This is a genomic window from Shewanella sp. 553 (assembly GCF_059338375.1).
Genome location: NZ_CM181701.1, coordinates 2,933,118 through 2,957,293 on the forward strand (window position 1 = coordinate 2,933,118; position 24,176 = coordinate 2,957,293).

General features: G+C 39.1%; 24 protein-coding genes. 14 read left to right on the forward strand and 10 right to left on the reverse strand.

Annotated features, from left to right (window positions below; all coding sequences use genetic code 11):
* Nucleotides 1-449 precede the first annotated feature (449 nt).
* The 7 genes from AC5YBZ_RS13040 (at nt 450) to AC5YBZ_RS13070 (ending at nt 9,453) form a co-directional block, all read left to right on the forward strand.
* Nucleotides 450-1,025 carry a hypothetical protein gene (locus AC5YBZ_RS13040; protein WP_494542995.1) on the forward strand — a complete coding sequence of 192 codons (576 nt, stop codon included), beginning with the start codon at nt 450-452 and terminating at the stop codon, nt 1,023-1,025.
* The gene (locus tag AC5YBZ_RS13045; protein WP_494542996.1) at nt 1,015-3,231 is read left to right on the forward strand and encodes a site-specific integrase; all 2,217 of its coding nucleotides are present in this window, start codon (nt 1,015-1,017) and stop codon (nt 3,229-3,231) included. Before AC5YBZ_RS13040 ends, AC5YBZ_RS13045 begins: the two co-directional genes overlap by 11 nt.
* Nucleotides 3,232-3,311: 80 nt before the next feature.
* Nucleotides 3,312-4,867 (forward strand): IS3 family transposase gene (locus AC5YBZ_RS13050; protein WP_494542957.1). Its coding sequence is split into 2 segments (ribosomal slippage): nt 3,312-3,765 and nt 3,765-4,867, totalling 1,557 coding nucleotides; the frame shifts between segments, so codons are not numbered across the junction.
* Nucleotides 4,868-5,060: 193 nt separating this feature from the next.
* Nucleotides 5,061-6,044, forward strand: coding sequence for a hypothetical protein (locus AC5YBZ_RS13055; protein WP_494542997.1), 984 nt, complete (start codon nt 5,061-5,063; stop codon nt 6,042-6,044).
* Nucleotides 6,038-7,366 carry a tyrosine-type recombinase/integrase gene (locus tag AC5YBZ_RS13060; RefSeq protein WP_494542998.1) on the forward strand — a complete coding sequence of 443 codons (1,329 nt, stop codon included), beginning with the start codon at nt 6,038-6,040 and terminating at the stop codon, nt 7,364-7,366. Before AC5YBZ_RS13055 ends, AC5YBZ_RS13060 begins: the two co-directional genes overlap by 7 nt.
* Nucleotides 7,367-7,391: 25 nt before the next feature.
* Nucleotides 7,392-7,928 (forward strand): hypothetical protein, encoded by a 537-nt coding sequence (locus tag AC5YBZ_RS13065; RefSeq protein WP_494542999.1) that lies wholly within the window; start codon nt 7,392-7,394, stop codon nt 7,926-7,928.
* 211 nt (nt 7,929-8,139) lie between these two features.
* Complete coding sequence (locus AC5YBZ_RS13070; protein ID WP_263198670.1) at nt 8,140-9,453, forward strand: ATP-binding protein; 1,314 nt, start codon at nt 8,140-8,142, stop codon at nt 9,451-9,453.
* Nucleotides 9,454-9,830: 377 nt separating this feature from the next.
* On the opposite strand, the gene AC5YBZ_RS13075 is transcribed toward AC5YBZ_RS13070, so the two are convergent.
* The 4 genes from AC5YBZ_RS13075 to AC5YBZ_RS13090 all read right to left on the reverse strand — a co-directional run bounded on the left by AC5YBZ_RS13075 (nt 9,831) and on the right by AC5YBZ_RS13090 (nt 12,091).
* A complete protein-coding gene (locus tag AC5YBZ_RS13075; RefSeq protein WP_494543000.1) occupies nt 9,831-10,376 on the reverse strand; it encodes a hypothetical protein in 546 nt (181 codons plus the stop codon).
* A 101-nt stretch (nt 10,377-10,477) separates the two neighbouring features.
* Nucleotides 10,478-10,711: a hypothetical protein gene (locus tag AC5YBZ_RS13080; RefSeq protein WP_494543001.1), complete on the reverse strand. Its 234-nt coding sequence runs from the start codon at nt 10,709-10,711 to the stop codon at nt 10,478-10,480.
* 4 nt (nt 10,712-10,715) lie between these two features.
* Nucleotides 10,716-11,876, reverse strand: a complete 1,161-nt coding sequence (locus AC5YBZ_RS13085) for a tyrosine-type recombinase/integrase (protein ID WP_494543002.1) — start codon at nt 11,874-11,876, stop codon at nt 10,716-10,718.
* An 8-nt stretch (nt 11,877-11,884) separates the two neighbouring features.
* Nucleotides 11,885-12,091, reverse strand: a complete 207-nt coding sequence (locus AC5YBZ_RS13090; protein WP_011919780.1) for a hypothetical protein — start codon at nt 12,089-12,091, stop codon at nt 11,885-11,887.
* A 128-nt stretch (nt 12,092-12,219) separates the two neighbouring features.
* Between AC5YBZ_RS13090 and AC5YBZ_RS13095 the strand changes: the two genes are divergently transcribed.
* Complete coding sequence (locus tag AC5YBZ_RS13095) at nt 12,220-12,420, forward strand: helix-turn-helix domain-containing protein (protein ID WP_494543003.1); 201 nt, start codon at nt 12,220-12,222, stop codon at nt 12,418-12,420.
* Nucleotides 12,421-12,476: 56 nt separating this feature from the next.
* Nucleotides 12,477-14,510 carry a DNA phosphorothioation-associated putative methyltransferase gene (locus tag AC5YBZ_RS13100; RefSeq protein WP_494543004.1) on the forward strand — a complete coding sequence of 678 codons (2,034 nt, stop codon included), beginning with the start codon at nt 12,477-12,479 and terminating at the stop codon, nt 14,508-14,510.
* Between the two features lie 29 nt (nt 14,511-14,539).
* On the opposite strand, the gene AC5YBZ_RS13105 is transcribed toward AC5YBZ_RS13100, so the two are convergent.
* The 3 genes from AC5YBZ_RS13105 to dndA are packed head-to-tail and all read right to left on the reverse strand — an operon-like array spanning nt 14,540 to nt 16,473.
* A complete protein-coding gene (locus AC5YBZ_RS13105; RefSeq protein WP_494543725.1) occupies nt 14,540-15,049 on the reverse strand; it encodes a restriction endonuclease in 510 nt (169 codons plus the stop codon).
* A complete protein-coding gene (locus AC5YBZ_RS13110) occupies nt 14,991-15,344 on the reverse strand; it encodes a hypothetical protein (RefSeq protein WP_494543005.1) in 354 nt (117 codons plus the stop codon). Before AC5YBZ_RS13110 ends, AC5YBZ_RS13105 begins: the two co-directional genes overlap by 59 nt.
* A 4-nt stretch (nt 15,345-15,348) precedes the next feature.
* Nucleotides 15,349-16,473 (reverse strand): cysteine desulfurase DndA, encoded by a 1,125-nt coding sequence (gene dndA / locus AC5YBZ_RS13115; RefSeq protein ID WP_494543006.1) that lies wholly within the window; start codon nt 16,471-16,473, stop codon nt 15,349-15,351.
* A gap of 132 nt (nt 16,474-16,605) precedes the next feature.
* Between dndA and dndB the strand changes: the two genes are divergently transcribed.
* From dndB to dndE, 5 genes are read left to right on the forward strand one after another with little or no spacing between them, the layout of a single operon-like run.
* Nucleotides 16,606-17,703, forward strand: coding sequence for a DNA sulfur modification protein DndB (gene dndB / locus AC5YBZ_RS13120; RefSeq protein ID WP_494543007.1), 1,098 nt, complete (start codon nt 16,606-16,608; stop codon nt 17,701-17,703).
* A complete protein-coding gene (dndC, locus tag AC5YBZ_RS13125; RefSeq protein ID WP_494543008.1) occupies nt 17,690-19,357 on the forward strand; it encodes a DNA phosphorothioation system sulfurtransferase DndC in 1,668 nt (555 codons plus the stop codon). The genes dndB and dndC overlap by 14 nt, the downstream gene beginning before the upstream one ends.
* Nucleotides 19,347-21,305, forward strand: coding sequence for a DNA sulfur modification protein DndD (gene dndD / locus AC5YBZ_RS13130; protein WP_494543009.1), 1,959 nt, complete (start codon nt 19,347-19,349; stop codon nt 21,303-21,305). The genes dndC and dndD overlap by 11 nt, the downstream gene beginning before the upstream one ends.
* On the forward strand, nt 21,305-21,499 hold the full coding sequence (locus AC5YBZ_RS13135; protein WP_494543010.1) for a DndE family protein: 195 nt from the start codon (nt 21,305-21,307) through the stop codon (nt 21,497-21,499). Before dndD ends, AC5YBZ_RS13135 begins: the two co-directional genes overlap by 1 nt.
* Entirely contained in the window at nt 21,412-21,660 is a 249-nt protein-coding gene (gene dndE / locus AC5YBZ_RS13140; protein ID WP_494543726.1) for a DNA sulfur modification protein DndE, read from the forward strand. Before AC5YBZ_RS13135 ends, dndE begins: the two co-directional genes overlap by 88 nt.
* A gap of 13 nt (nt 21,661-21,673) precedes the next feature.
* Here dndE and AC5YBZ_RS13145 read toward each other — a convergent pair whose 3' ends face one another.
* The 3 genes from AC5YBZ_RS13145 to AC5YBZ_RS13155 are packed head-to-tail and all read right to left on the reverse strand — an operon-like array spanning nt 21,674 to nt 24,086.
* Entirely contained in the window at nt 21,674-22,963 is a 1,290-nt protein-coding gene (locus AC5YBZ_RS13145; RefSeq protein ID WP_494543011.1) for a DNA sulfur modification protein DndB, read from the reverse strand.
* 15 nt (nt 22,964-22,978) lie between these two features.
* On the reverse strand, nt 22,979-23,572 hold the full coding sequence (locus AC5YBZ_RS13150; RefSeq protein WP_494543012.1) for a hypothetical protein: 594 nt from the start codon (nt 23,570-23,572) through the stop codon (nt 22,979-22,981).
* A 1-nt stretch (nt 23,573) separates the two neighbouring features.
* A complete protein-coding gene (locus tag AC5YBZ_RS13155) occupies nt 23,574-24,086 on the reverse strand; it encodes a hypothetical protein (protein ID WP_494543013.1) in 513 nt (170 codons plus the stop codon).
* Between the last annotated feature and the right edge of the window lie 90 nt (nt 24,087-24,176).

Here is a 24,176-nt window from a genome sequence, read left to right on the forward strand (position 1 = left end):
CTGACCACACGGCCACCCAATTGAGACCCTTCCCTTGAGAAATTCAGACTCTCTATTAATTCCATGTGGTTTCGGTCTTATGTGATATACGGTCATACTGGCCCCTAAAGTCAAAATAGTCATGACAACTACTAATGACATTCAAGGTAGGACAACTAGAATATGTTGTCAACAGTCAAAATCACTTGAAATAACTTTTATGACCTTTATGACTTTTGCTTTGAGGGGGTTAGAGTATGCGGACAAACTCCGAATATATCTGACACTAATATTTTCAGAATCAAAAATTAAACCGAGGAACCAGGCCAATTGGCCAACACCCAGAGGTTTACAGTGTTAGCCTTAAAAACATCATTTAGTAACAATCAGTGCTTTTGCATCGAACTTCACAGAACGGATTTTATTTATTTTATATAAATATCATATGGATTCATGAAAACTGGTTGGCAATGGTTGTACTGTTATCGAAGAAAGAAGCGAAGCAAATTTCTGGCATCAAGGTCCATCTTGCTGCATATCCAGCATTCGAATTCGTAAAATCACTACGATTTCAATTTTCTGATGCGATAAAAAAAGGGTTGCTCAACGAAAAGTTGCTAAATGAAGCAGTCATTCTTCAATGGAAAATTATCGAAACCGAACTACATATTTTTGCAGGTTTCGAATCCATGATATTTGATTTTGCCAATCTCAACCTTCTTGATACCACAGTGCTCATACACCAAGATATCGCCGATGAGGATATAAAGCTATTTGCATGGAAAAATGTGCTGTACCAGACTTTACTAAGCTCAGTCTCAAGCGACTATCTAGACTTAATCCATTCGAATATCAATGCAAAAATTTCATCAGACGTTGCTAATAAGCTCTACTACCAATCACATCTAAGCGAAGAATTATTAGCCAAAATGACAGGCAAAGCTAAAAATACTATCGCCAAGCAAAAGTCTCGTCACAAGCCCCCTCAACAAGAAATGTCTATTTCACTTTTTGAACAAGTCGTCGGAGAGGCTGATGACCGTTGATTCTGAGCTGTCAAGATTTAATATTGAAACATTAAGAAATGCCTTAAATAATGCATTCCCTGAAGAATTAACTGATTATCACTCCTGTATTGCAGATGAAATAATTAACCTAATAGAAGTCTTAAGTCATCGCTACCAGAGAGGCTTCCCAGAGCTGACTACAATAAAATTTTTAGCTAAAAAAAAGGTAAAAAACACACAAACAGATCTTGAATCGCATAAAAATAACCTCTCATTTTTGTATCAAGTGCTAGTGAAGCAAAAGCAACTCGAGAAATATTATTTTAGCGCCTTTATAGCAAGCGTCATGCGTTCACCCTCTCAAGACCACCAACAATTTGAACAATATAAGGCGATAACGTTGTTGGTCTGTGCAAAGTTATACACTATGGGGAGACATGAATCGGCGATCAAATCTGTCTGCAATGAAATTAGGCAATGGTCTCTAGGGAAAAGAAATGAGCTATCCAATAATCTGCCTGATGTTATTGATAGTGAGATGAAAAAATTAATTGATGAACTAGATCTAAAAAGAAAGGAAAAACTAGAAGTTAACAAGGGTTCCAAAGTTGGACATCAAATATCAAACATCTATGTTCCTTATAATGACAGCTATAACCACAACAAAGGCATTTTACGAAGTATTACACTGCGAGATCCTGGAGCTCCCAGAACAAGGCTAATTATCAATCCTGTCGATAATGATGGCTCTGATACTGTGACTGAATTTATAGAGGTTCAAACGCATCAAGAAGGCTGGGCAACAGAAGAAGCCTCATCAGAGCGTAAGAAAAAAATGTTTTTGATATCGATGATGACGCCTAATAAAAATGGTTATGCAGTTCAGAAGTTACGCGCTCAAGCGATAAGTAATAAAATACTAAAAAACCACATGAGCCTTCCATGTGATATCCAGCAAGCAACAAAATTTGAAATTAGAACATTACTGTCATATTGCATGGATCCTGAAAAAGTTTGTGAGAAAACGCGCTCATTGCTGCTGGCATCTTTAACATTAGGCTCATCATTAGAACGTGTTAGCCAGCGAAAGTATGACGATGAAACCAACAGTTTAATACAAGAGCACAAGCTACCACCCCAGAACCAACGCAAGCCAATAATTAAGCTGATATCACCAACTCAGACAACATTTTTCATTAGGTTACCGTTCGATATAAAAACAATTTTGTTGAATGACTTAGACGATTTAACATTGAGGAAGACCTCTAAACTGCTGACTTATATCAATAAAAAGCACGGGATAACTTTAACCGAAAATAAAATATCATCCTACCTACGTCATACACTAAAACAGGAGTCAATTGATCCAACAATTATCGCGCTAATTGAAGGTAAAACGACTAAAACCGTACCCGAACTATCCTACACTCACTTATATGACCTAGATGTAAATCAGATATATTGTCGTTTTTTATTGTATTTAGAGAACTTATCAAGCAAGTCGCATAAATTTGAACCCAACAATCAACATGATCATCAAGAGAAACAGCCCATCGGCAGCCCGCTAGTTATGAATGATGAAATTTTGGGAAAGTTTTTCAGAACCTTAGAAAAAAATATATCTGATATTTCAGACCGATACTCTCAACAGCAACATAACTTCATCACTTACTATGTGTTATTTACTCTTGCAATATCCTCAGGCTATCGACCCGTTACAGGATGGTTTGGAAAAATCACTGACTATAATTTATTCAACTCGACATTTTGGATCTCTGACAAAGAGATGCATCAAGCACTATCGGGTCGAATGATCATTCTTCCTGAGATTACAGTGAGTATTTTGAAACACTACTTACGCTATTTAAAAGCTGGAAAAGTTGACTCTATGAGCCTCAAAATAGAAGTTTCAGAACGTTATCAGGATGCCATATCTGGCGAGAAACACCTGTTTTTCTTTATCAACGATGGCGCAATAGAAGAAGTGACGCCCAAAACCATGACCGCTCATTTTGATAGTGTACTTCCCTTACCTTTGAATTGGCATCGGCATTATGTGAGATCATTACTCGTTGAGGAAAATGTACCTCCAGAGCTAATTGCAGCTTGGATGGGGCATGCCGAACTAAATGAGCCTGCATTTACACGGTTTTGCTCATATTCAATCAATGAGTTAAAGATAATCAGTAACACGATTAACACAAAACTAGTTTCTGTTGATTGTAAGGAGATTACATTTGTCTAAGGACCCCCCTGTGTCAGGATTGTTGTCACCCCTTAAAATCATCCAATAATTAAATAAAGGGGGCGGTCAATGAGAGCTCAATGGCACGATATTCACCTGAACGTAAAGACGCTGTCTTAAAGAAATTATTACCTCCCCACAATATGACGGTCACGGAAGTGGCTCGCAGTGAGGGGATCTCCTACCAAACCCTGTATCATTGGCGAGATAAAGCCAAAAAAGAGGGTCGCCCTGTGCCAGGTAAAACATTAACCAGTAATGATTGGTCAGCTGAAGCTAAGTTTGCAGTTCTCATTGAAACAGCACCAATGTCAGAAACTGAAATCAGCCAATATTGCCGAGAAAAAGGCTTGTTTCGAGAACAAGTTCAGCAGTGGAAACAAGATTGTTTAGGTGGTTTTAAGACGAGTGAAGTTCAAGCTAAAACGATTAAGCAGCAAGCCAAATCAGACAAGGCAGAAATAAAATCCCTGCAACGAGAATTACGTTATAAGGAGAAGGCACTCGCTGAAGCTGCGGCTTTACTGGTGCTTAGAAAAAAGCTCAATGCGCTTTGGGAGGACGACAGCGAGGAGAGTTAACGCCTTTGCCTAAGCGCATAACACTGGTGGATTTAATACAAGAAGCTTATGCCCACGGTGCGCGTCTTTACAAAGCTTGCGCTGAAGCAGAGTTAAGTAAACGGACGTATCGCCGCTGGTATCGAGCAAGAAAAGTGCAGGCAGATTTAAGGCCTACGGCAGTAAGACGGGAGCCTGCTAACAAGCTTAATGATGATGAGCAAGAGCAGATATTGGCAACCTCTAATGAGGCAAGGTTTGCAAGCCTACCTCCGTCACAAATCGTGCCGACACTGCTTGATGAGGGGGTCTATATCGCTTCAGAGTCGAGTTTTTATCGAGTGTTAAAAGCCAATGAACAATTAAATCGGCGTGGGCGAAGCCAAGGCGTAACAAAAAGAAGCAAACCAGATGCTTACGTTGCAGATGGGCCAAACAAAGTATGGTCTTGGGATATTACTTATTTAGCCTCGGTCATCAAAGGACGCTTTTATTATCTGTATATGTTTGAGGATATTTATAGCCGTAAGATAGTGGGTTATGAAGTCCATGACCGAGAATGTGGTGAGCTAGCGGCCGAGTTAATGCAGCGCAATATGCTACGCGAGCAATGCTTCAAAAAACCGTTAGTACTGCACTCTGATAACGGTGCTCCGATGAAGTCATTGACGATGAAAGCCAAGCTTGAAGAGTTAGGTGTTACCGCTTCGTTAAGTAGACCAATCGTAAGCAATGACAATCCTTACTCCGAAGCATTATTCAGAACCTTAAAGTATCGGCCAGAATGGCCTAGCTCTGGCTTTAAAAACATCACCGAGGCACGGGAATGGGTAGAAGAGTTTGTGACTTGGTACAATACCAAACATAAGCACAGTAAGCTCAATTTTGTATCACCGAGTGAGCGACATGCGATGCAAGATAAAGCGATTTTATCTAAGCGTAAGGAGGTACTAGAAGAAGCAAGATCAAGAAATCCTAAACGCTGGCCAAACGGTATAAGGAACTGTGACGTTATCGGTGAGGTAGTGTTGAACCCAGAAAAAGAGTCTGAAACTGAAACAAGAAATGCAGCTTAAAATTTAAGTAAAGAGTGCCAACTACCTTGAAAAACACCGGGACTCGACGGAGATTGGTGTAGAAAAACGGCTACAACAACGAAAACGCCATCAACTTAAAGTAGTAAAAAAAGCTGAACAGCTCATAGATAAACATTTCCCGAGTGAAGCCAGTTTTCCTGCCTCACAAGATTTTAATACTCGTTGGCTTCAATTGGTAGAAGACATAGAACATGCGTATAACTCAAACTCGGATCTAAAACGAGCCTTTAATCACTGTGTCGGCGTTTTCAACAAGAGAGCAGAGTTACTCGGTATCGACTTAGACGTACCGTCTTTCATTGTTACACAAAAGGCTGAAAAAACGATATATAATCAAGCTTTGATGCAAGAAGGAGCTGCATTCCATCAGCTATATAGCAATTGGTTTGACAAGATATCGCAACATGGGCACAGCACTAATATATCAGATGCTTACCGCTCCATTATTATCTCATTTATTTGTTACTCAGGTTGCCTTAATCACCACTTAGTAAAAGCAATATCAGCGCAATTAAATGCCCAGTTAGATATTTCAACTGTCAATAATTTACCTTTTATATCACTGGAAATTGATGAACATGGCTACCATACAAATATCGTAAAATACGGCAAAAAGACAACCGAGTTCACTTGGTATTTATCCCCACTGACTATTAGCTGTATCGAGCATTTTTTAACACTCAAACGAACCCCGACAAATGCTAATTGGCAAGCGCCCATAGACAATAAAACGATTCATGCTTTAATCACTAATGACTATATCGGCAATGTGCCTTTGCCTAATAGTCTTGAGAAATTAGTAAAATCAGCTATCACGGTTATTCCATTTCTTCCAAACATGAGAATATCTCAATCAATGCTTGAGTATTCAATGGGCAGAAACATCGCGTATAGCTTACCTAAAGCGAATTTAGCTCGATTAGTTACAAGCCCCATTAAAGTACATCCTAGCCTTAATTTTTATAGCGCTCTGAGGAACGCTGCACCAACAAAAATAAAGCTTGCTAAACCGACTTTGCCATCATCAAAGTTCTTTTCAGCATTATCCAAAGAACTAAAAGAAAGCAACAACAAGAAGCTGACATCAGACTCGTTGGCAAAAAAATTACAAAAGCTTGTACGTGAAAGTCAACTGTCGACGCCCAAGAAGTGCTAATCGAATGGTTTATACATAAGCTCGACACATGTAAGCCTTCTACAATACGTACCTATCATTCTACCCTATCTAGAAAATGGCTTTATCAAACTGAATCAATAAATTTAAACGAGGGCGATGAACAAGATTTTCAAGATCTCTACACTGAATTGATTGAACTAACTAATGACGAGAAGGCAAAAACTCAACTAGCCGCTCGATTGAGTGATTTCCATGCCTTTGCCGTTCAACAATTTGGCTTCCCTTTACTACTTGAACCAATAAAAAAAGGCTCGAAATATAAAAACCATACTAGTGCTGGTTTTATTGATGAAACACTATTTAAAGCGCTATTAAAAACCACTGATAAAATAACAGATTTAGACTTTAATAATAAGCTGATTATAAAAAGTATATTGATAATTTCTTATCGATGCGGCTTACGCATTAGTGAGATCACTAAACTTAGACTAATAGATATAGAAAACTCACAAGAGGGCTGGCTAAAAATAAGAGAAAATAAATTTGAGAATAACAAAACCCCGTCTTCTCGTCGCAAAGTACCACTATACATTTTACTGCTTGAACATGAAAAAAAGATTATTACAACGTCCTTAAATCTGACAAGACAAGAAAACATCAATGCTGCAGAAACTCGTTTAGCCTTTACCATTGGACAAGATAACAGCAAGCCAATAGATAAATTTCTAATCTCAAATTTCACAACAACAACCCTAAGACAGCTGTCAGGGCTTGACCACTTGGTATTTCATCACTTAAGGCATAGTACAATATCTAGAGTACAGTTAATTTTTGAATTAGGTGATGACAGTGTTAATTATCCAGAAATTGTTCCTTATTCACTGAAGCAAATCAACAAGATAACCGACACAATAGCAGGTAAAAACCTACGTAATAAATATTATGCGATTGCCGCATTTGATGGACATTCATCCCCAGCAACATGCTTTAGTAACTACTTCCACTTTTGCGATTTAGTACTTTATTCCAACTTACTTAAAATGAAGCTAAAGGTAACGCAAAAGCAGTTACTGAATTTAGCCCTTGGTTCTCGCAGAAATCTAAGTCATTTGGCAAAATTAAATAAAACAGATGCCAGCTGGAGTATAGCGACCTTTCTTGGCTACACTGTGAAAAAATTAAAGTTCAAACCAATTAAGACGTCAAAGCTCAAAAATACAATAGCAATTCAACCGGAGTCAGATCCTAAACCCATTATAAATATCGACACTTGTTACAGAATCTTAAAGCAAATGGATCTTGGTATTGATCCGATTGAACTAGCTTTCAAATACCATATTGAATCGGGACCTTATCGATAAATGGCATATTAATGCTACCGCGCTAATGGCAATAAAGACTCATTATAACACTCCTAGATTACAATCTAAGCGCAGCTCTCAATCGCTTCTCCCCTCACAACCAAGCGCTTCATCTGAGTTAAAATGGCTTGACTCCATTATCACAAAAGTTAGACAGCAGTACCCACATACTCCCCAAGCAATCCAGTGGGCGCTAGCATATGCACTCAACAACAAAAGCAATAGCAAGTCAGGGATATACTTTTCAAAACCTGAAGATTTAGAACGCTTTATCGCGACATTTTCATTTGCAATACCTAAAAGTAAATGGCGAGTGCAAACACTATCAATTAACCACTCTATCCTGAAAGAGCATTGGAGAGACGCTTACAAAGGTATTCAGGCGCTCAGATCAAAGCCATCTTCACATAAAGGCCGCACAGGTAATGGTGCAGTGTGGTTAGAGCTAAGACATTCAGACGAAAAAGAGATCATTGGCCGCCGCAAGCAGAAAAAATACTCGTCTAACGCGCTAATGTTTCTCTTTCATATGATGGGAATAATGATGATGAACAACAAATAAGGCTTAGCTCTGCTAGTTCACCGCTGGCACATTACATGCTCAACTAGGTTCTTGAGAAAAAGAGCTATTGAGCGGTTGTTTTATACTCGACTAGAACGCGATTACACTTTTATGCGCGTAAAAATGAAAAATTCAGCACTTTTATGCGCATAAAAGTGTGAAGTAGGTTATAGTATAGGCGGTTAACAATCTTAATTGCCAGGAAACTACAATGCAGCGCAACTTACTCAACGCTCTAGTAGCATGGAAAAAACAACCTGTGCGCAAGCCACTATTGATTGATGGGGCTAGGCAAACGGGTAAAACCTATCTGCTGCAAGAGTTGTTTGGCAACACCTTTGCCAACATCCTGCGTATCGACTTTCTTGAAAATCCCGCCTACAAAGAAGCGTTCGATGGCTCACTGTCACCTGATGAGCTATTAATGAACATTGAGCTGTTGACCAATCAGGCGTTCAACCCAGAAACCGATCTACTGATATTAGATGAAATTGGCGAATGTGAACGTGCAGTTACTTCGCTTAAGTATTTTGCCGAAAAAGCACCGTCCTATTTTGTCGCAGCCAGCGGATCGAATATTGGTTTGCTCAACACCTTCCCCGTGGGTAAGGTAGAACAATACAATTTGCGACCACTGACCTTCCAAGAATTTATTTACGCATCAAACGAGCAAGCACTGATCAAAGCATTTGATAGTCAAGCAAGCACATCGGCAGTGCACGCGAAATTGATGGATAAACTAACAGACTACTTTTTTACCGGTGGTATGCCAGAAGCCGTTTCAGCTTGGTATCGGTTTAAAGATTCAAGCATTTTAGAGCGTGTTGAAAAAGTCACTAAAATTCATGCTGATTTAGTTGAAGGTTATCGCCGCGATTTTGGTAAGTACGCGGGCAAGGTCGATGCCACACTGATTGAATCTGTGTTTAATAGTATTCCAGCGCAGTTATCAATTGTCAGTGATGAATCCGTTAAGCGCTTTAAATTTAAACATGTGTATGAGCGTAAATCTCGTTATAGCGATTTTGAAACCGCGATCCATTGGCTTAACTGTTGCCGCTTAGCCTTGCCAAACTACCCTATTGAAGGATTGCCGAAATCACCTCTGGCGGCCTATAAAAAAGAAAATATGGTTAAACTGTTTATGTTTGATGTGGGCCTGCTCAATCATATGCTAGGCAGTAGTTATAAAGAGATTAAGCAACAAAACTACGAATACAAAGGCTATGTGGCTGAAAACTTTGTGCAACAAGAGCTCACAGCCATTGGCGTTGACCCAAGCTATTCATGGAATGACGCACGCGCTGAAATCGAATTTATTTTGGCAACCGATGAAGGAGATATCATCCCTGTTGAAGTTAAAAGTGGCAAACGTACACGGGCAAAATCGCTGGCATCCTACATTGAAAAATGCGCACCAAGTAAAACCTTTAAGTTAACTGGCACACAAGGCTCATCAGCGTTAGAACAAACCAATATCGTGATGCCTTTGTATTTCACACAGTATTTACCACAGAGATGGTAGAAAAACGTTAACTAGAATCCCGATGTCTACACAAAGTTACTTTATAGGTGACAATCTGTAGACCTTGATGCCTGCCATTCGACACTCAGGCTTATCAGTCGTGGATGCAATAACATCCATATTGAGCTGACCTAGTCAAATGAATTCGGTCACCCTAGTTAAGCTCGTTAAGGCACTTCTAATTAAGACAGACGATCATGGCTAGGCAATAATGCACCTAGATGCCGTCCATGATCTTTACTTTCGAACCTCATAAAATTGTACATCCGCCCAACTCAAAATAGAGACGACTAAAATACTTAGTGTCACACTCGAAGCGTCCATTGTGACACTAAGTAATAAAACTTATTAGGCAACAGTAAAAACCAGCGGTACAGTTACCTGATGATTAAACTGTCCAAAGCATTCATCACCACCTCAAACTCTTGTTCAGTGCCGTTGATAAGCACGTCTAGCGGCTTTTTACCATAAAATGGAGGGTTGCTGTTTTTCATATTCATGAAGCCATAAACATTATCAGGATTGCTAAAATAGCATTTCAGGCTTGTGTGAATATTCAGAATATAACTCAGCCTAATAACCTGAGCGTCACTCAAGCCTTTTGCCTCATAACATTGATTAGAGTCATAGTTTGACATTAACAGTAACTTGGCGACGTCTTGCGGAGCACAACCCCATTTATCTAGTATGGTTAGGACCGTTTTCAGACCAACATTGAGGCTGTGCTCATCAAATTCGTTAATATTTTTCATATACCCTCTCGATTTCAAGTATTCAATACAACGCGACGAGTCATCCATCAAGCCCCTTGGAGCCGCAACCAGCGTAAACAGTTGAATTGCTAGCGAATTGTTCTGATGATTTTCTTCACATAACAATGAGTGTGGCACTAACTCTCTGAATTTTAGCCCTACTTTATCCATTAAGTTAAATGCATTTAGCGAACATCACTAGGCAAAATACACCGCTCTGCTTTAGACGGTGTATTTTGCTTAGTGATGTTATAAAACCATAGCATTTGGGATCAATCCAGTAGAACCCCTTTCGCAGTAAGGTGCTTCCTCAGTTGACTCTCCCACCAATCAATATCAACCGTTTGATGCTTAATATAGTTCTTCCCTATCCAGTCAGCTATTGCATCAATGTTTTGTTGACCAGTTCCGTTACCAACCAACAAATTGAGTTCACGACCAGTCGGTAAACAATACAAACGCTGGCATAAATAGTAAGCTAAGTTCTTAACGATATTTGATTTCATTTGGTTATCCTCTTAGTTTTTGGTTCAAAAATGCTTCAAAGGCACTGCCATCTTTACGCGTTAAATTAGGCACATATCGAGAGTAGACAGTGAACAACATATTGGTATTGGCATGCCCCATTTGTTTCGCTATCCACTCGGGAGACTCCCCTGATGCCAACCAGAGCGTTGCCGCAGTATGTCTGGTTTGATAAGGATTTCTTCTTGAAATTCTTAAAATGTCGAGTGTCGGATACCAAACCCGATAAGACATATTCTTATTGTTCATAGGTTTTCCGCCAGAAGTCTGGAACACAAAGCCACTACGATCTGATAATTTATAGTGCTTAAATAAAGCGTCATAAACCAAGTCATTCATATCAATTTCGCGTAATGACGTTTTGGTTTTCACTGGCCCCAACTTATTGCGAACCCAAGACTGGCGCACTAGGATTTGACGACGTTCAAAATCAACGTTTTCCCACTGTAACCCATCAATCTCTCCTGTACGTAAACCCGTGAAAAAGCGCACCAAGAAATAGCAACGAAAGTCTGGTCTGACAAAGTCGATAAACTTAAGCACCTCATCTAATGTGAAGGGATGCACAGGCTTACGATTGACTGGTAGAGGCTTTATTGACTTCCAGGGACTAACAAATTCATATCGCTCCGCAGCATCATTAAGAATCACCCTAAGCGGTGACAGAATTTGATTTATCCGTGACGCAGAAAGCTCCTTTGCAAAAGCTTGTCCATCGACCAAATCCGCACGAAAAGCAAGAATATCAGTCTTAGTGATCGAATTGATTTCCCGCTCACCAAATCGAGGTAAGACGTATAAGGTTAAGATATCCTCGATAGTTCTTAACTGCGATGGGCGCCACTCCACCTTCTTTTCAAGCAACCACTGCTCTACAAAAATTGAGACTTGTACAGTACGAGAAGCATCTCTTAAAGCAGTCATTCGGTCGTAAGCTTCAAACTTCTCAACTTGCTTGCTGTTAGGGAAATGACGAGCATACTCAAATTGATTCAGCTGAATTTCCGCTTCAATTCGAGTAAGTACTGCTCTTGCTCTTTTTCGATTAGCTGTTGTATCTTCAAGCATGGTCATTTCTCTACAACGTATCCCCTTGAATCTAAAGTCGAGATACAGCTTATTATTTCGAGAGTTAATACTACCCATACAGCCTCCTACTTAGTTGGTAGAACATCTGAGTAGCCAAACAGCATCAATTGCTCGACGCTTTCCCAAATAAACAGAATTTTCCGGCCCCCAAATGGTCGAATGTAATGCACTCCCTCAAGTAGAATCGCATCCTTTAGTTGATCACGAATAGTTCGAGCATCATATTTGATGCGAAGAGACAGCTCTTCAGCTGTTAAATAGGTGTTAGACATAATATACTCCTAAAACTGACATAGTAGACTTAAATGAAACTTTATACCCACAGAAGGTACAATAACATCATTTAGGCCAAAATCAACAACAAAATACCTGCAGAAGGTAAAATATTTCGGTATGCATTATGATTAAGTGTCACTTTTCAAGGATTCTCGGAGAAAAAAAGCTTAAAGTTGCAGAGGTTGCAAGAGAAACAGGTATTAATAAAAATACTCTGCACCGCCTTTATAATGAGACGGCAACAAGAGTTGAACTAGATGTGATTGAAACACTGTGCAAGTATTTAAATGTGGAAATTGGCGAGTTGTTGGAAATCCAAGATTAGCTCGCTAACTAACTCAAACGTTAAGTATGAAGCTGCAAGCTAGTTAAGGATAAAGCGTGGACGCAACAAAATTTAACCAACTCGTTAGCTCAATCCCTTTAGGAAAGAAATTACCTGAAGCGATCTATCTACATAAAGACTGCTTTCCTGAATTAGATAACTCCCTAACTCAATTTATCCTAGCTGTTGGCAAAGCGCTGAAAATAGATCCCCGCGAATGGCATATAGTTAAGTTATCACGCAATGAGTTCAGGCTATCGCTACTCTCCTACCCGACCTTTCTCACAGAAGCTTATCCATCACTAACTCAAAGCGTAACTGTTGACCTCAATAAACTAAGCCATCGTATCGTAGACTACAAAGACGGTGACAATCCACCAATCCTGCACCGCAAAGAAACCATGCTTCCTACTCAACATGAATACTTTGATGAATTTAAAGCAATCACTGAAGAAGGAGAAAATGCCGGGCTTTTCCAAAATAGCCGCATGATTGGTTTCAAGCAAAGTTGGCTACGCACCATTGAGGCGCATGGCTACACACTGGTTGACGGCCGTTTATTTCGCAGCTCTGCAGTTATAGAACAAAGCAATACAACAGCAACTAGTATTGACCGCCATAAAACTTCGATAGTAAGACACGAACTCTCCGCACCAATGAAGCAACTCGCTAAGCAAGGCTACCTTAATGGCGAGCATACCATCTTTGATTATGGCTGCGGTCGCGGCGACGATTTAACAGAGTTAGAATCCCACGGATTAGATGCTCTAGGTTGGGACCCGAACTTTCGACCAGAAGCTGAAAAGGTAAATTCAGATCTCGTTAATATCGGTTTTGTCATTAATGTGATTGAAGATAAAGTTGAGCGAGATGAAGCACTCCTTGGCGCTTGGGAGCTTACAACAAAATTACTTGTCGTTTCTGCAATGTTAGCCAATGACAAATTCATCAGCCAGTTCACGCCCTATAAAGACGGTGTCATTACATCAATAAATACTTTTCAAAAGTATTATGCGCAATCAGAGCTCAAAGGCTATATAGAGCGCACACTTGATGAAAACGCAATCGCCATTGCCCCCGGTATTTTCTACATATTTAAAGATAAACTTGAAGAGCAACGTTTTCTTTCTGGTCGATTTAAGCGTCACCATTCATGGAATCAATTAACCACACCAACGCCAACAAGTGAAGAACAAGCAAGGCTGCTGTTTACAAAGCATCACCAGCTACTTAACCGCTTTTGGGACAAGTGTATAGAACTTGGACGCTTACCGGTTTTAGAAGAATTTACAGAAACGGCAGAGATAAACGCCGCGATAGGAAACGCCAAGAAAGCACTGAAACTGCTATTACAAGTCCAAGGTGAGCAAGCAACGAGGGTGTTCGAAGCAGCAATAGCAACTCGGCGAGAGGACTTATTGGTTTATTTTGCTTTATGCCAGTTTGAACAGCATAAAGGATATACCCACTTACCCAGTGAGTTGAAGCGAGATATAAAAGTATTCTTCGACAGTTATAAAGTTGCCCTAGCAGAAGCTAAGACCTTACTCTACCGGATCGCTAATACCGAAGAGATTGAGCAAGCGTGCATTGAAGCACATCAAACGCTACCAGCGAGTAAATTAAATGATGGCCACTCCCTTGAACTGCACAAACACTTTCTGCCGCTTCTACCTGCCTTGCTGAGAGTTTATGTTGGCGCGGCCGTTCAGCTATATGGTGAGTTAGATGAAATAGATACCGTAAAAATCCATATCACTTCCGGAAAAGTCAGCTTTATGGGCTACGATAATTTCGACACAAGCGCCTTGCCGACACTACGAGAGCGTATAAAAGTAAAGATGTGGCAACTTGATGTGGACTTTTTTGATTATGTTGATGAGCACGCAAGACCCCCTCTTATCAACAAACACTTGCTACTAGCATCTACTGACGATACTTATAAAAAGCAGTTAAGTTTTGATAAGAGGTTAGCGAAAATCATCGATTGTGATCATCACGTAGATGTACTTATCTCACAAGGCGAGCTTCAAACATTGCTCAATAAAAGCAGAAAAATAATCAAGGGTTATCAGCTACATAATACATAGCAAAAATAGGTGTATTGTTTACTCACCCATTATTCAAAAATAAGATCCGCATCAAAATCATATACTTCAACTAATTGCTTTTGTATTCCAATCCCCTTCTCTATCATGATTTCTGCTAACTGCTCCCCATCAATCAAGACGATGGGGACACAACCAGGCTTGAACGAAATGGCCATGGCTTCTTTAGTAAAACTACTTGTCGTAATGAAGATACCTTGCTCATACTCGCCAGTAACATCTCCTCTGAACTGCGATATATCAGGCCTCCCAACTTTCTTATGAGCTGCATACCTCTTACACTGAGCTGCAACTCTCATTTCTGCTATTCCGATTTTCAAAGCACCTTTAACATCTATGCCACCATCTCGGCTCAAAGATGATACTTGCATTTTATTAAAGCCATAACGAGTAAGAAAATGCTCACTGAACTCTTCAAACTCTTGAGGTGTTATTTGCCTTAGGTAAGCAAGAATTTCAGCCTTAGATTTTTTTCTTTGTATTGCTGCTAACTCTTGAATCGTTTCTAAGGCACTTATCAGCTAGAACCTCTTCTACTGTAGGTTCCTTTATTTCATGGATTAGCCCAAACTCTCGATACTCTTCTAATAGTTCATAACTGCCATCAGCGTGCTTATAGAAGTAACGAGTCGAATTCATCTTATTGAAACTTTTGTTTTTAGTATGCTTGTCCATCGTAACTCTAAGGACTTCAGCTGGTTTTTTTGCTCCGAAAATATACAAATCGGAAGCAACAATCACATCATAAATCTCATTAACTTTCGCTGGACGTTTCAAAATATTGAGTGACTTGACTGCAGCTTCAAAAATCTTCATAACTTTATAATAATTGCTTTATTCTTTCAGATACTTGCGCCAATGGTAACTCATCAGTCTGATGACACCAAGACATTCTTATAGAACCATTTATATCTTTCTCATTCATCCCCATAGCAACTAAAACATGACTTGGTGTATACGAGCTAGAGGTACAAGCTGAACCATTTGAAACCGCGATTACATCTTTAAAAGCGACCATCGCAGCCTCAGAATTTAAACCGGGAATAGAAAAGTTTATCACGTAATCCGACGTGTTCTCACCGTTCACTTTGGCCCCAAAATCTAGTAAAAACTCCGTTACCTTAGCTTTAATTGAGCAAGCATGGACCCTACGTGCTTCTGCACCTCTAAGAGCTAGTTCACTACTCAACCCTAAACCGGCAATTAAAGGCACAGCCAATGTACCGGGGCGTAATTTCCTTTCTTGGCCTCCACCGAATAAAATGGGGCTTAAAGGGGGTTTTATAAAGCCACGCTTTCTCATTACTAAAGCGCCAATACCTTTCGGTGCATATATTTTATGCCCACTAATACTGATCAAATCGATTCGCGAGTTTTGTAAAGGCGCAATATACTTCCCATACCCCTGCGCAGCGTCAACATGAAAATATGCATTGTGGTCATTCAACACTTCAGCAAAACGTTCAATAGGCTGAATGCATCCAGTTTCGTTATTCACGAACATAATTGACACTAATAAAGTATCATCACGTAACGACTCAACTAGCGCTTGAGCATCTACCAGCCCGTCTTTATTGGGTTTAAGACGAGTGACTTCAAAACCTCTTTCTTCCAACTCTAAAATGGGCTCTAAAACTGCTTTGTGCTCAATTTCAGTTGTAATGATATGCATTCTATTCGTTTCTCGGCCGTACTTCTCCAAACCGAGAATCGCAATATTATTGCTTTCTGTTGCACCACTAGTAAAAATAATTTCTGATTTATCAGCACAAACCACATCAGCAACCTGCTGTCTCGATTTTTCTACATATCGTTTTGCATCAACACCAAAGGTATGCGTTCGACTTCCCGCATTACCATATTCTTCAACCATCAACTTGTACACTAAATCGGCAACAGGCTTGATAACCTGAGTGGTAGCATTGCAGTCCAAATATAAAGCCATTTAAAAATCCTGTTTAAGTCAAAACTAGCAAGACAAGTCCGTCTTTTTCGGCTATTCTACCTCCCTGTTCGTACGAACACACGAACAATTTCTTACGAACATATAACCACCCATTAATAGTGATACAGTACAATGAACCCAATAATTTCTGGCACGTCATTTCCTGCTATTCGAGGCATCCAATCTGGTCACGAATATTATATCGTTATGTGTCCGCTCAAAAGACTTAAGAAAGTTTTTACTTTTGATGAGGGTGCGCTCCCGGTTGAAGCGAGAGCTCAACGAAGCCTAAATACAGAGCGTATACCTGAAATCACTAACTACATTCTTAACCAACGTGATAACTACGTGTTCTCTGCTATTACTGCCTGTATAGACGGTGAAAGCACATTCACCCCCATTGGGGAACAGCCTCATGAGCAAAAAATTGGTTCACTTATCATTGATGAGGATGCTGATGTTTACATAACCGATGGCCAACATCGAAATGCTGCAATATTAGAAGCCCTAAAACAAGATCCAACTTTGGCAGCAGAAACGATCTCGGTTGTTTTCTTTGCTCAAAAAACACTTGAAGACAGACAGAAAATTTTCAAAGACTTAAACTTATATCCAGTAAAAACAGATCGTTCCCTGAGTATCACCTATGACGATAAGCCCTCTTCAATCTTATCAAAAAACGTAATTTTCAAAAGCAAGAAGCTCTCAAAACTCGTACATATGGAAGAGAGCAATCTAGGTCCACGCTCAAAAAAATTGATTACTCATAGTGCGTTAAACAAAGCAACCAGTGAGCTCTTCGATGAGATAAACACAGATAACCATAAACAACTGTTATCTGTGGCATCAAAATTTTGGGATACCGTTGTTACTAATTTGCCTGTATGGATGTTTGTCTACAAAGATGAAATGTCAGCTCATGAAGTAAGAAAAGAATGCATAAATGCACACTCCGTGACTTTGCAAGCATTAGGCATGGTAGGTAACCAGTTGCTTAAAAATAATTGCGATATCAGCGCTGAGTTAAAAAAGCTAAAACAGATTAATTGGGACCGAAGTAATAAAGATGATTGGGAAGGAAGGTGCGTGATAAATGGCGCGATGCGTAATTCAAGTGTGGCAGCAAAACTCACTATGATCAGAATTAAGCATTACTTAGATTTACCTTTAACCCAAAAAGAAATGATAGAAGAAAATAAATTTTTAGAGGCCCGCAATGGGAACAAATGAAGTGCAAAACGTGAATACCCCATTCAATGGTAAAGGGTTACAAATCACAATAAATGACTCTATTAAGCATATAAAAATGCTTTATAAAAGTGACTCTATACCATGGGTTATCGGTTACAGTGGCGGCAAAGATTCGACTGCGATTTTACAGTTGATCTGGTACGCACTAAAAGAGCTAGCTCAAGAAGGTCAATGCAAGAAAAAAGTACATGTAATTAGCACTGACACTTTGGTTGAAAACCCTATTGTTGCGATGTGGGTTGGTAAGTCACTCGAAAGAATGGCTGAACAAGCCAAGGCGCAAAACCTACCTATTGTGCCACACAGATTAACTCCAGCTGTTAAAGATAGATTCTGGGTCAATTTAATTGGTAAAGGCTACCCAGCACCGCGATATAAGTTCCGTTGGTGTACAGACCGTTTAAAGATCTCACCGTCTAATACTTTTATCCAAAATATGGCAGACAAAAATGGCGAAGCGATTCTTGTCTTAGGAACACGTAAAGCAGAAAGTACAGCTCGTGCGGCAAGTATGGAGCGTTTTGAAAATTCTTCGACTAATACTCGTAAAGCACTCGGTGTAACCGAGAACGGCTCACTTGAGCGAGTATGGGTATATGCGCCAATTGCAAGTTGGAGTAATGATGACGTGTGGATTTATCTAAATAGCGTAGATAACCCGTGGAATTTTCCAAACCATGACTTAATGGGAATGTACCAAGGCGCAACAGATGGTGGAGAGTGTCCACTTGTAGTGGATAAATCGACTCAAAGCTGTGGTGACAGCCGTTTTGGTTGTTATGTTTGTACTATGGTTTCGGAAGATAAATCGATGAATGCCATGATTTCAAACGATGAAGAAAAAGAATGGATGTATCCACTTGTTTCGCTTCGTAATGAAATCGAGGTCAATGACGCTAACCGAGAAAAGAAAATTGCAAAATTAACTCGGGATAAAGCCAATAGAGACTTTAGACGCATGAATGGCACATTAACAGTGCATATTTCAAAACATGGCGCAGATTTAGTTCCCGGACCGTACATTCAATCTTTCCGTGAGCACCTACTAGGCAAAGTACTGGAGGCACAACAGGCTGTTCAGCAGCTTGGTCCCCCAGAAGTTAAAAATTTAGAATTATTATCAATAGATGATTTAGAAGAGATCCGACGCGTTTGGCTAGAAGAAAAACATGAAGCCGAAGACAGCGTACCTAAAATTTATCAAAGGGTACTCAATAAAGTCTATCCAGGAAAAAAACGCGCTCATCATCCTATTTTGAATGTTGATGTATTAGAGAAGCTCAAACAGCATTGTAAAGAGCAAGGCGATGAAGATGGACTGCTCTATCAACAAATGCGCTCAGTTATGAGTATTGCCAATAAGCATAAAAATCAACTTAGAAGAGCACACTTATCTGACGAGTTAACCAATAGTTTAGATAAAGGTGCTTTTAATACTTTATTTGAAGCTAAACAATTTGCACTGGAACGCGAACGACATCGCTTACAAATCCAACTCAATAATTCACCTAACTTAAGTGACGATGACAAAGACACCATCCAAGAAAAAATCATCATGGTAACTAAATCGATCAAAGAACAGGGTTATAGCTCATTGCTAATCGATTTCGAAGAGGTACAAGATGATAATTAAACAACTAATTTTAGAAAACTTTGGTATTTATCAAGGTCGTCATGACGTCGATTTATCAATTACTGAAGAACAACCTATCATCTTATTCGGTGGCTTAAATGGTGGTGGTAAAACAACGTTCTTAGATGCATTGCAGCTAGTGCTTTATGGCAAACATGCTAAATGTTCAAACCGCGGCCATCAAGCTTACGGTACTTATTTAGCCACGACTAAGAACCGTTATGCGGAAGCTGATGATATTGTTGAGCTATCACTCACATTTAGTCATACAACTGACACTACTACTAATGAATTCACAGTTGTGCGTTCATGGAATACTCATCTTAAAGAAGTAAAAGATAAAGTTGTTGTGTATTGCAACCTGCAAGAAGACCCGCACCTAAGTCAATATTGGGATGAATTCGTCAATGAATTTATCCCACTGAGTTTGTCTGACTTGTTTTTCTTTGATGGTGAGAAAATTGAGAATTTAGCCCATCCAGATCGTAGCTCTGAGCTCATCAGAACAGGTATTGAGAACCTACTCGGTCTAGATCTGTTAACTCAATTACAAATTGACTTATCTAATGTGGAACGTAAACGTAAAGGAGATAACTTAGATAGCACCGTTATCCATAAAGTTGCCGCGTTAGAGGTTGAGATTGCTGACCAGACAACATTAGTATCTGAACTTAAAAAAGACATTGCTGACCTTGAAAAACAAGCAAGCGATTGCAACCTAAACATCAATAAAGCAAGACAAAAAGTCCGCAATGCTGGCGCACACCTTATTGATGAGCGTGATAATATTAAGTTTGAGTTAGGTGCTATTGAAGAAAAATTAAAATCTAATCTTGCGGATCGTGTCAGACTCGATGCTGGAGCTGGTCCTCTTGGGCTTATCCCTCAGCTAATTAGTAATACTAAAAAGCAAATAATTAAAGAAGAGCAAGCTATTCAAGCTAATGTAGTTCAAAGTGCGATAAGCGAATATGAGAACATAATCAAACAAACATTAATCAAATCTAGCGTGCCTCAAAGCACGTTAAGTTCGCTTGAGAAAACGATGGCTGTTATGGCTGACGAGCGTCAAGCGTTAGCTGATACCCCTTGCTACTTAAATACAAACATTGCTGTTTTTAACGGACTTGATGAAAAAATAGCTGCAGATGCACAAACACGAGAAAACTTACTATCACTCAAAGGGAATTTATTAGAGCAACAAGCTTTGTTCGAGAAAAAACTAGAATCAATTCCTGATTATGAAACTGTAGAACACTTACTAAAAGAACTAGCGAGCTACGAAGTTGAACTAAAAAACCACTTAGTTCTAATTAAACAAAAACAGCTGTTATTGCAACAAAATCAAGCTAAAGATGAAGTGCTTAGTACTCGCTATACCAACCTTCTCACGCAGCAAAGTAAAGATACCTTTGAGCAAAAGCGCTCAATTCAAGTAGCTGAGCATATTGTTAAATTAAAAAATACAATGCAGTCATTTTCGCTGCAATTGATACAAGAAAATATTGAATCATTAGAAAAGCTGATAAAAAGCAATTTTTATGATTTAAACAGAAAACGTAATCTTGTTAGCAACATAAAAATTTGCCCGATAACGTTCTCCATCTCGCTTTTTGATTCAAATCATAATGAAATGCCAACAAACAGGCTTTCTGCTGGTGAGCGACAATTACTCGCCATTGCCATTTTGTGGGGGCTAGCAGAAGCATCGGGGAAAGAGATTCCAACGATTATTGATACTCCATTAGGGCGACTGGATGGAAAGCATCGTACAAAGTTAGTACACAATTATTTCCCTTATGCAGGGAAACAGGTCATTTTACTATCTACAGACGAAGAAATAGTCGGCAACTATTATGACCAATTAAAGCCTGCAGTATGCCGCGAATACCATATTAGTTACGATGAACAACATAAAACTTCAACATTTACAAAGGGGTATTTTTAATGTCGGATCACACTCCCCATACTATTGATTCAATTAAACTGTCAGAAAAACAAAAACAGCAATTGATCCGCTTAAAGAGGAAAACAGGCATAGAAAACTGGAATGTATTGTGCCGCTGGTCCTTTGCATGTCACTTTCTGAAGACAGCATACCTCCTGTTGAAAATATACCTTCAGATAGTAATGTCGAAATGAGTTGGAAGGTTTTCGCTGGAGAATACGCTGATGTCTATTTAGCAGTATTACGCGAAGCATACCAAAAGCAAAGTGCACACCTTGCTGGTGTGCACTTTAGTGATTTTGTTAAATTACATTTAAATAGAGGAATTTCATTTTTACTAAAAAATAATATTTAGTATCGTCTTAATATTATGAACTTTCTTGTTCAGAAGTTAGATTCGATTCCAACTCCTCTTGAGATAGTGAGTATGATGTATTCTTTACATCAGAAAATAGCTTCCTAGCTCTTTTTATTTGTTGCTTGCTGTGAGGTGCCAAATGCACAGCAAGCATATCATTTAACAGATTTGTATAATCACGGCCTGTTTGCATTTTTAGTTTCTCATCTGTGATTATACATACAGAATCCCACGGTGAAGCTTTCAATGACCAATTTAAACACTTGAGCCTAACAAGAATTTCTTCCCAAGATAACGTTTTTTGATTAAGTACTTTTCGTACAGAATCTACTACACAACGCTGAACAACACCTTTTAAAAATGCATGTTCCATACCTGGAGACTCTTTATCTTTTCTAAATTGTCTTAGATCACTATTCTTCTCAATTATTCCATACAACCCACCACAAGCTTTATACAACTCAGTGATACGCTGCTGAATTAATATATATGCTTCCTCTAAATCATCATCTGTTGGACGGTTTGATAAAGAAGCACCATCTAGAGGTGTATTAAATGAAAGACTTTTAACCATTTCATATAGTTGTCTTATAGAGGTAACTGCGACTTTATCAGTATCCCTAACGCTTGTAGCTAAGCTAAGTTCACCATTATCACCTTGCTTAGTAAATACGGATACTCGACCATCTTTACCTAGTAACTCATGCTCATTAATAATTCGCCTAGTTATAATAGCAAAACCATCATCTTCATCTAGTGCTAAGTTTTCACTTTTAGTAGTACTTTTTGCGTTTTTGTTGATATTGGTAAATAGTCTTCGAGTTTTTTCCTTTCCATCTTCTGTATCATAGTGGCTTACAAGGATCACACTAATTTCCTCTGACCCCAATTCAGGATTCTTTTTAATGGCATCCTTTATTGCTTTGAGGCGATGCTGTCCATCAAGCGCGAAATACTGCTGGCCCCCATCAAATGTTAATACGCCAAAACTATTATCCAACCCTCTCAGGTACTCCTCACTATCCTCCATTCTTACTGGCATATAGTGTGGATCACCGCCATAAGCAGCAACAATCAACGAGCCTAAAAAACGATGTTCAGAATTCAACAAATAATCTGTAATATCTTTTGTACGTTCAGAAATGCCCCTTTGTATCATCGAGTTTAGATCTTCGTTACCACCTAGTTCATAAGCAAAATTGACTTCTTTAGCTACCTGTGCATATTTCATGACACAAATATAGTATACCCAATCACCGACTTTAGCCTTTAGTGCTGGTATTAATGTTTTATTAGACACAATTCTATTCCTTAATTAAAATGCAGGTTCAAAAGCCGGTGCGGCTTTTCTAGATTCAACGGTCGCTCTTATTGGAGTCTTAAAATTACTATTACCTGGTGGGTTAAACATTTTTATTAAACGTTTTTCAATATCACAGATCTGCTCACGACTAGCATCATCCATTGCCATATACCAATATTCTAATCGACCTAAATTAAGTACCTTTTTTAACCTTGCTGTACGGTCTGATGGCATATTTGTCGTCCAGTGGATACTGGGGTCTGCATTAATAACATCTCTATATTCTGAGTTAAATCGCTTTAATATCGTACTATCTCCTGATGAAGCTGAACCAACGTATACTATGAACCTGGAAACAATTTCACAGCCATTAAGCGGTAGAGAAAAGTATGGCTTCCAAACAAAAATGTATATACCTCTGCAAGGAGGTATGGCTGATTGAGATGCAGCACAAACATTTTTAATAACTTCCCAACCAGTTCCACAACTTTTTAAGTCTTCATTAAGTGCATCACAAAAGTTCTCATCTTGCATAAATTCCATTGGAAAGTAGAGCTCCAATGGAACACTTTCACTTGTTTTATACCTAGCTAATGCTTTATCCATATTAAGCCCTTTTATCTAAAGCTATATCAGTAGAATTTATTTGGTTTGTTTTTGCACCTTTATAAGTAAACTTGCCTTCTAGTCGAGTTCCGGAAGATACGACATACATAAGCAAAGTACCAAAGGTCGACTTACTCTTTAACGAAGGAGTTAAACTTAGCATCAGCACACCATCCATTATTTGACCTCTACATTTAAATCTTCCATGAGAGTCGGTCTCCGCACACTTATGGTCTTGTGAAAACCAACCCGTAACTACATGACCAAACTGTTTTTCAATATTCAAGACATAGGTAATAGTCTCTGTTGCCTTCTCAATATCAGCAGTTACATCTCTATTCGCATCTAATAATATAACTGCGGACCATTGCCCCTGAACTTCAACGCCCCTATATATTTGCTTTCTTATCCAAGGGGTGAAAGTCGATGCCCAAGTTCTCATTGTCATCCAAACTATAAAAGCGGAAACAATACCGCTAGGTATACCTAAAAGAATAGTTTCATAATAACTCACCGCAGTATTCTCCATACCCATAATAACCGACTAAAAGCCATCAGCCTCTCCGTTAAAAATGTACAACTTAGTCTAAATTGGCTGTATCTT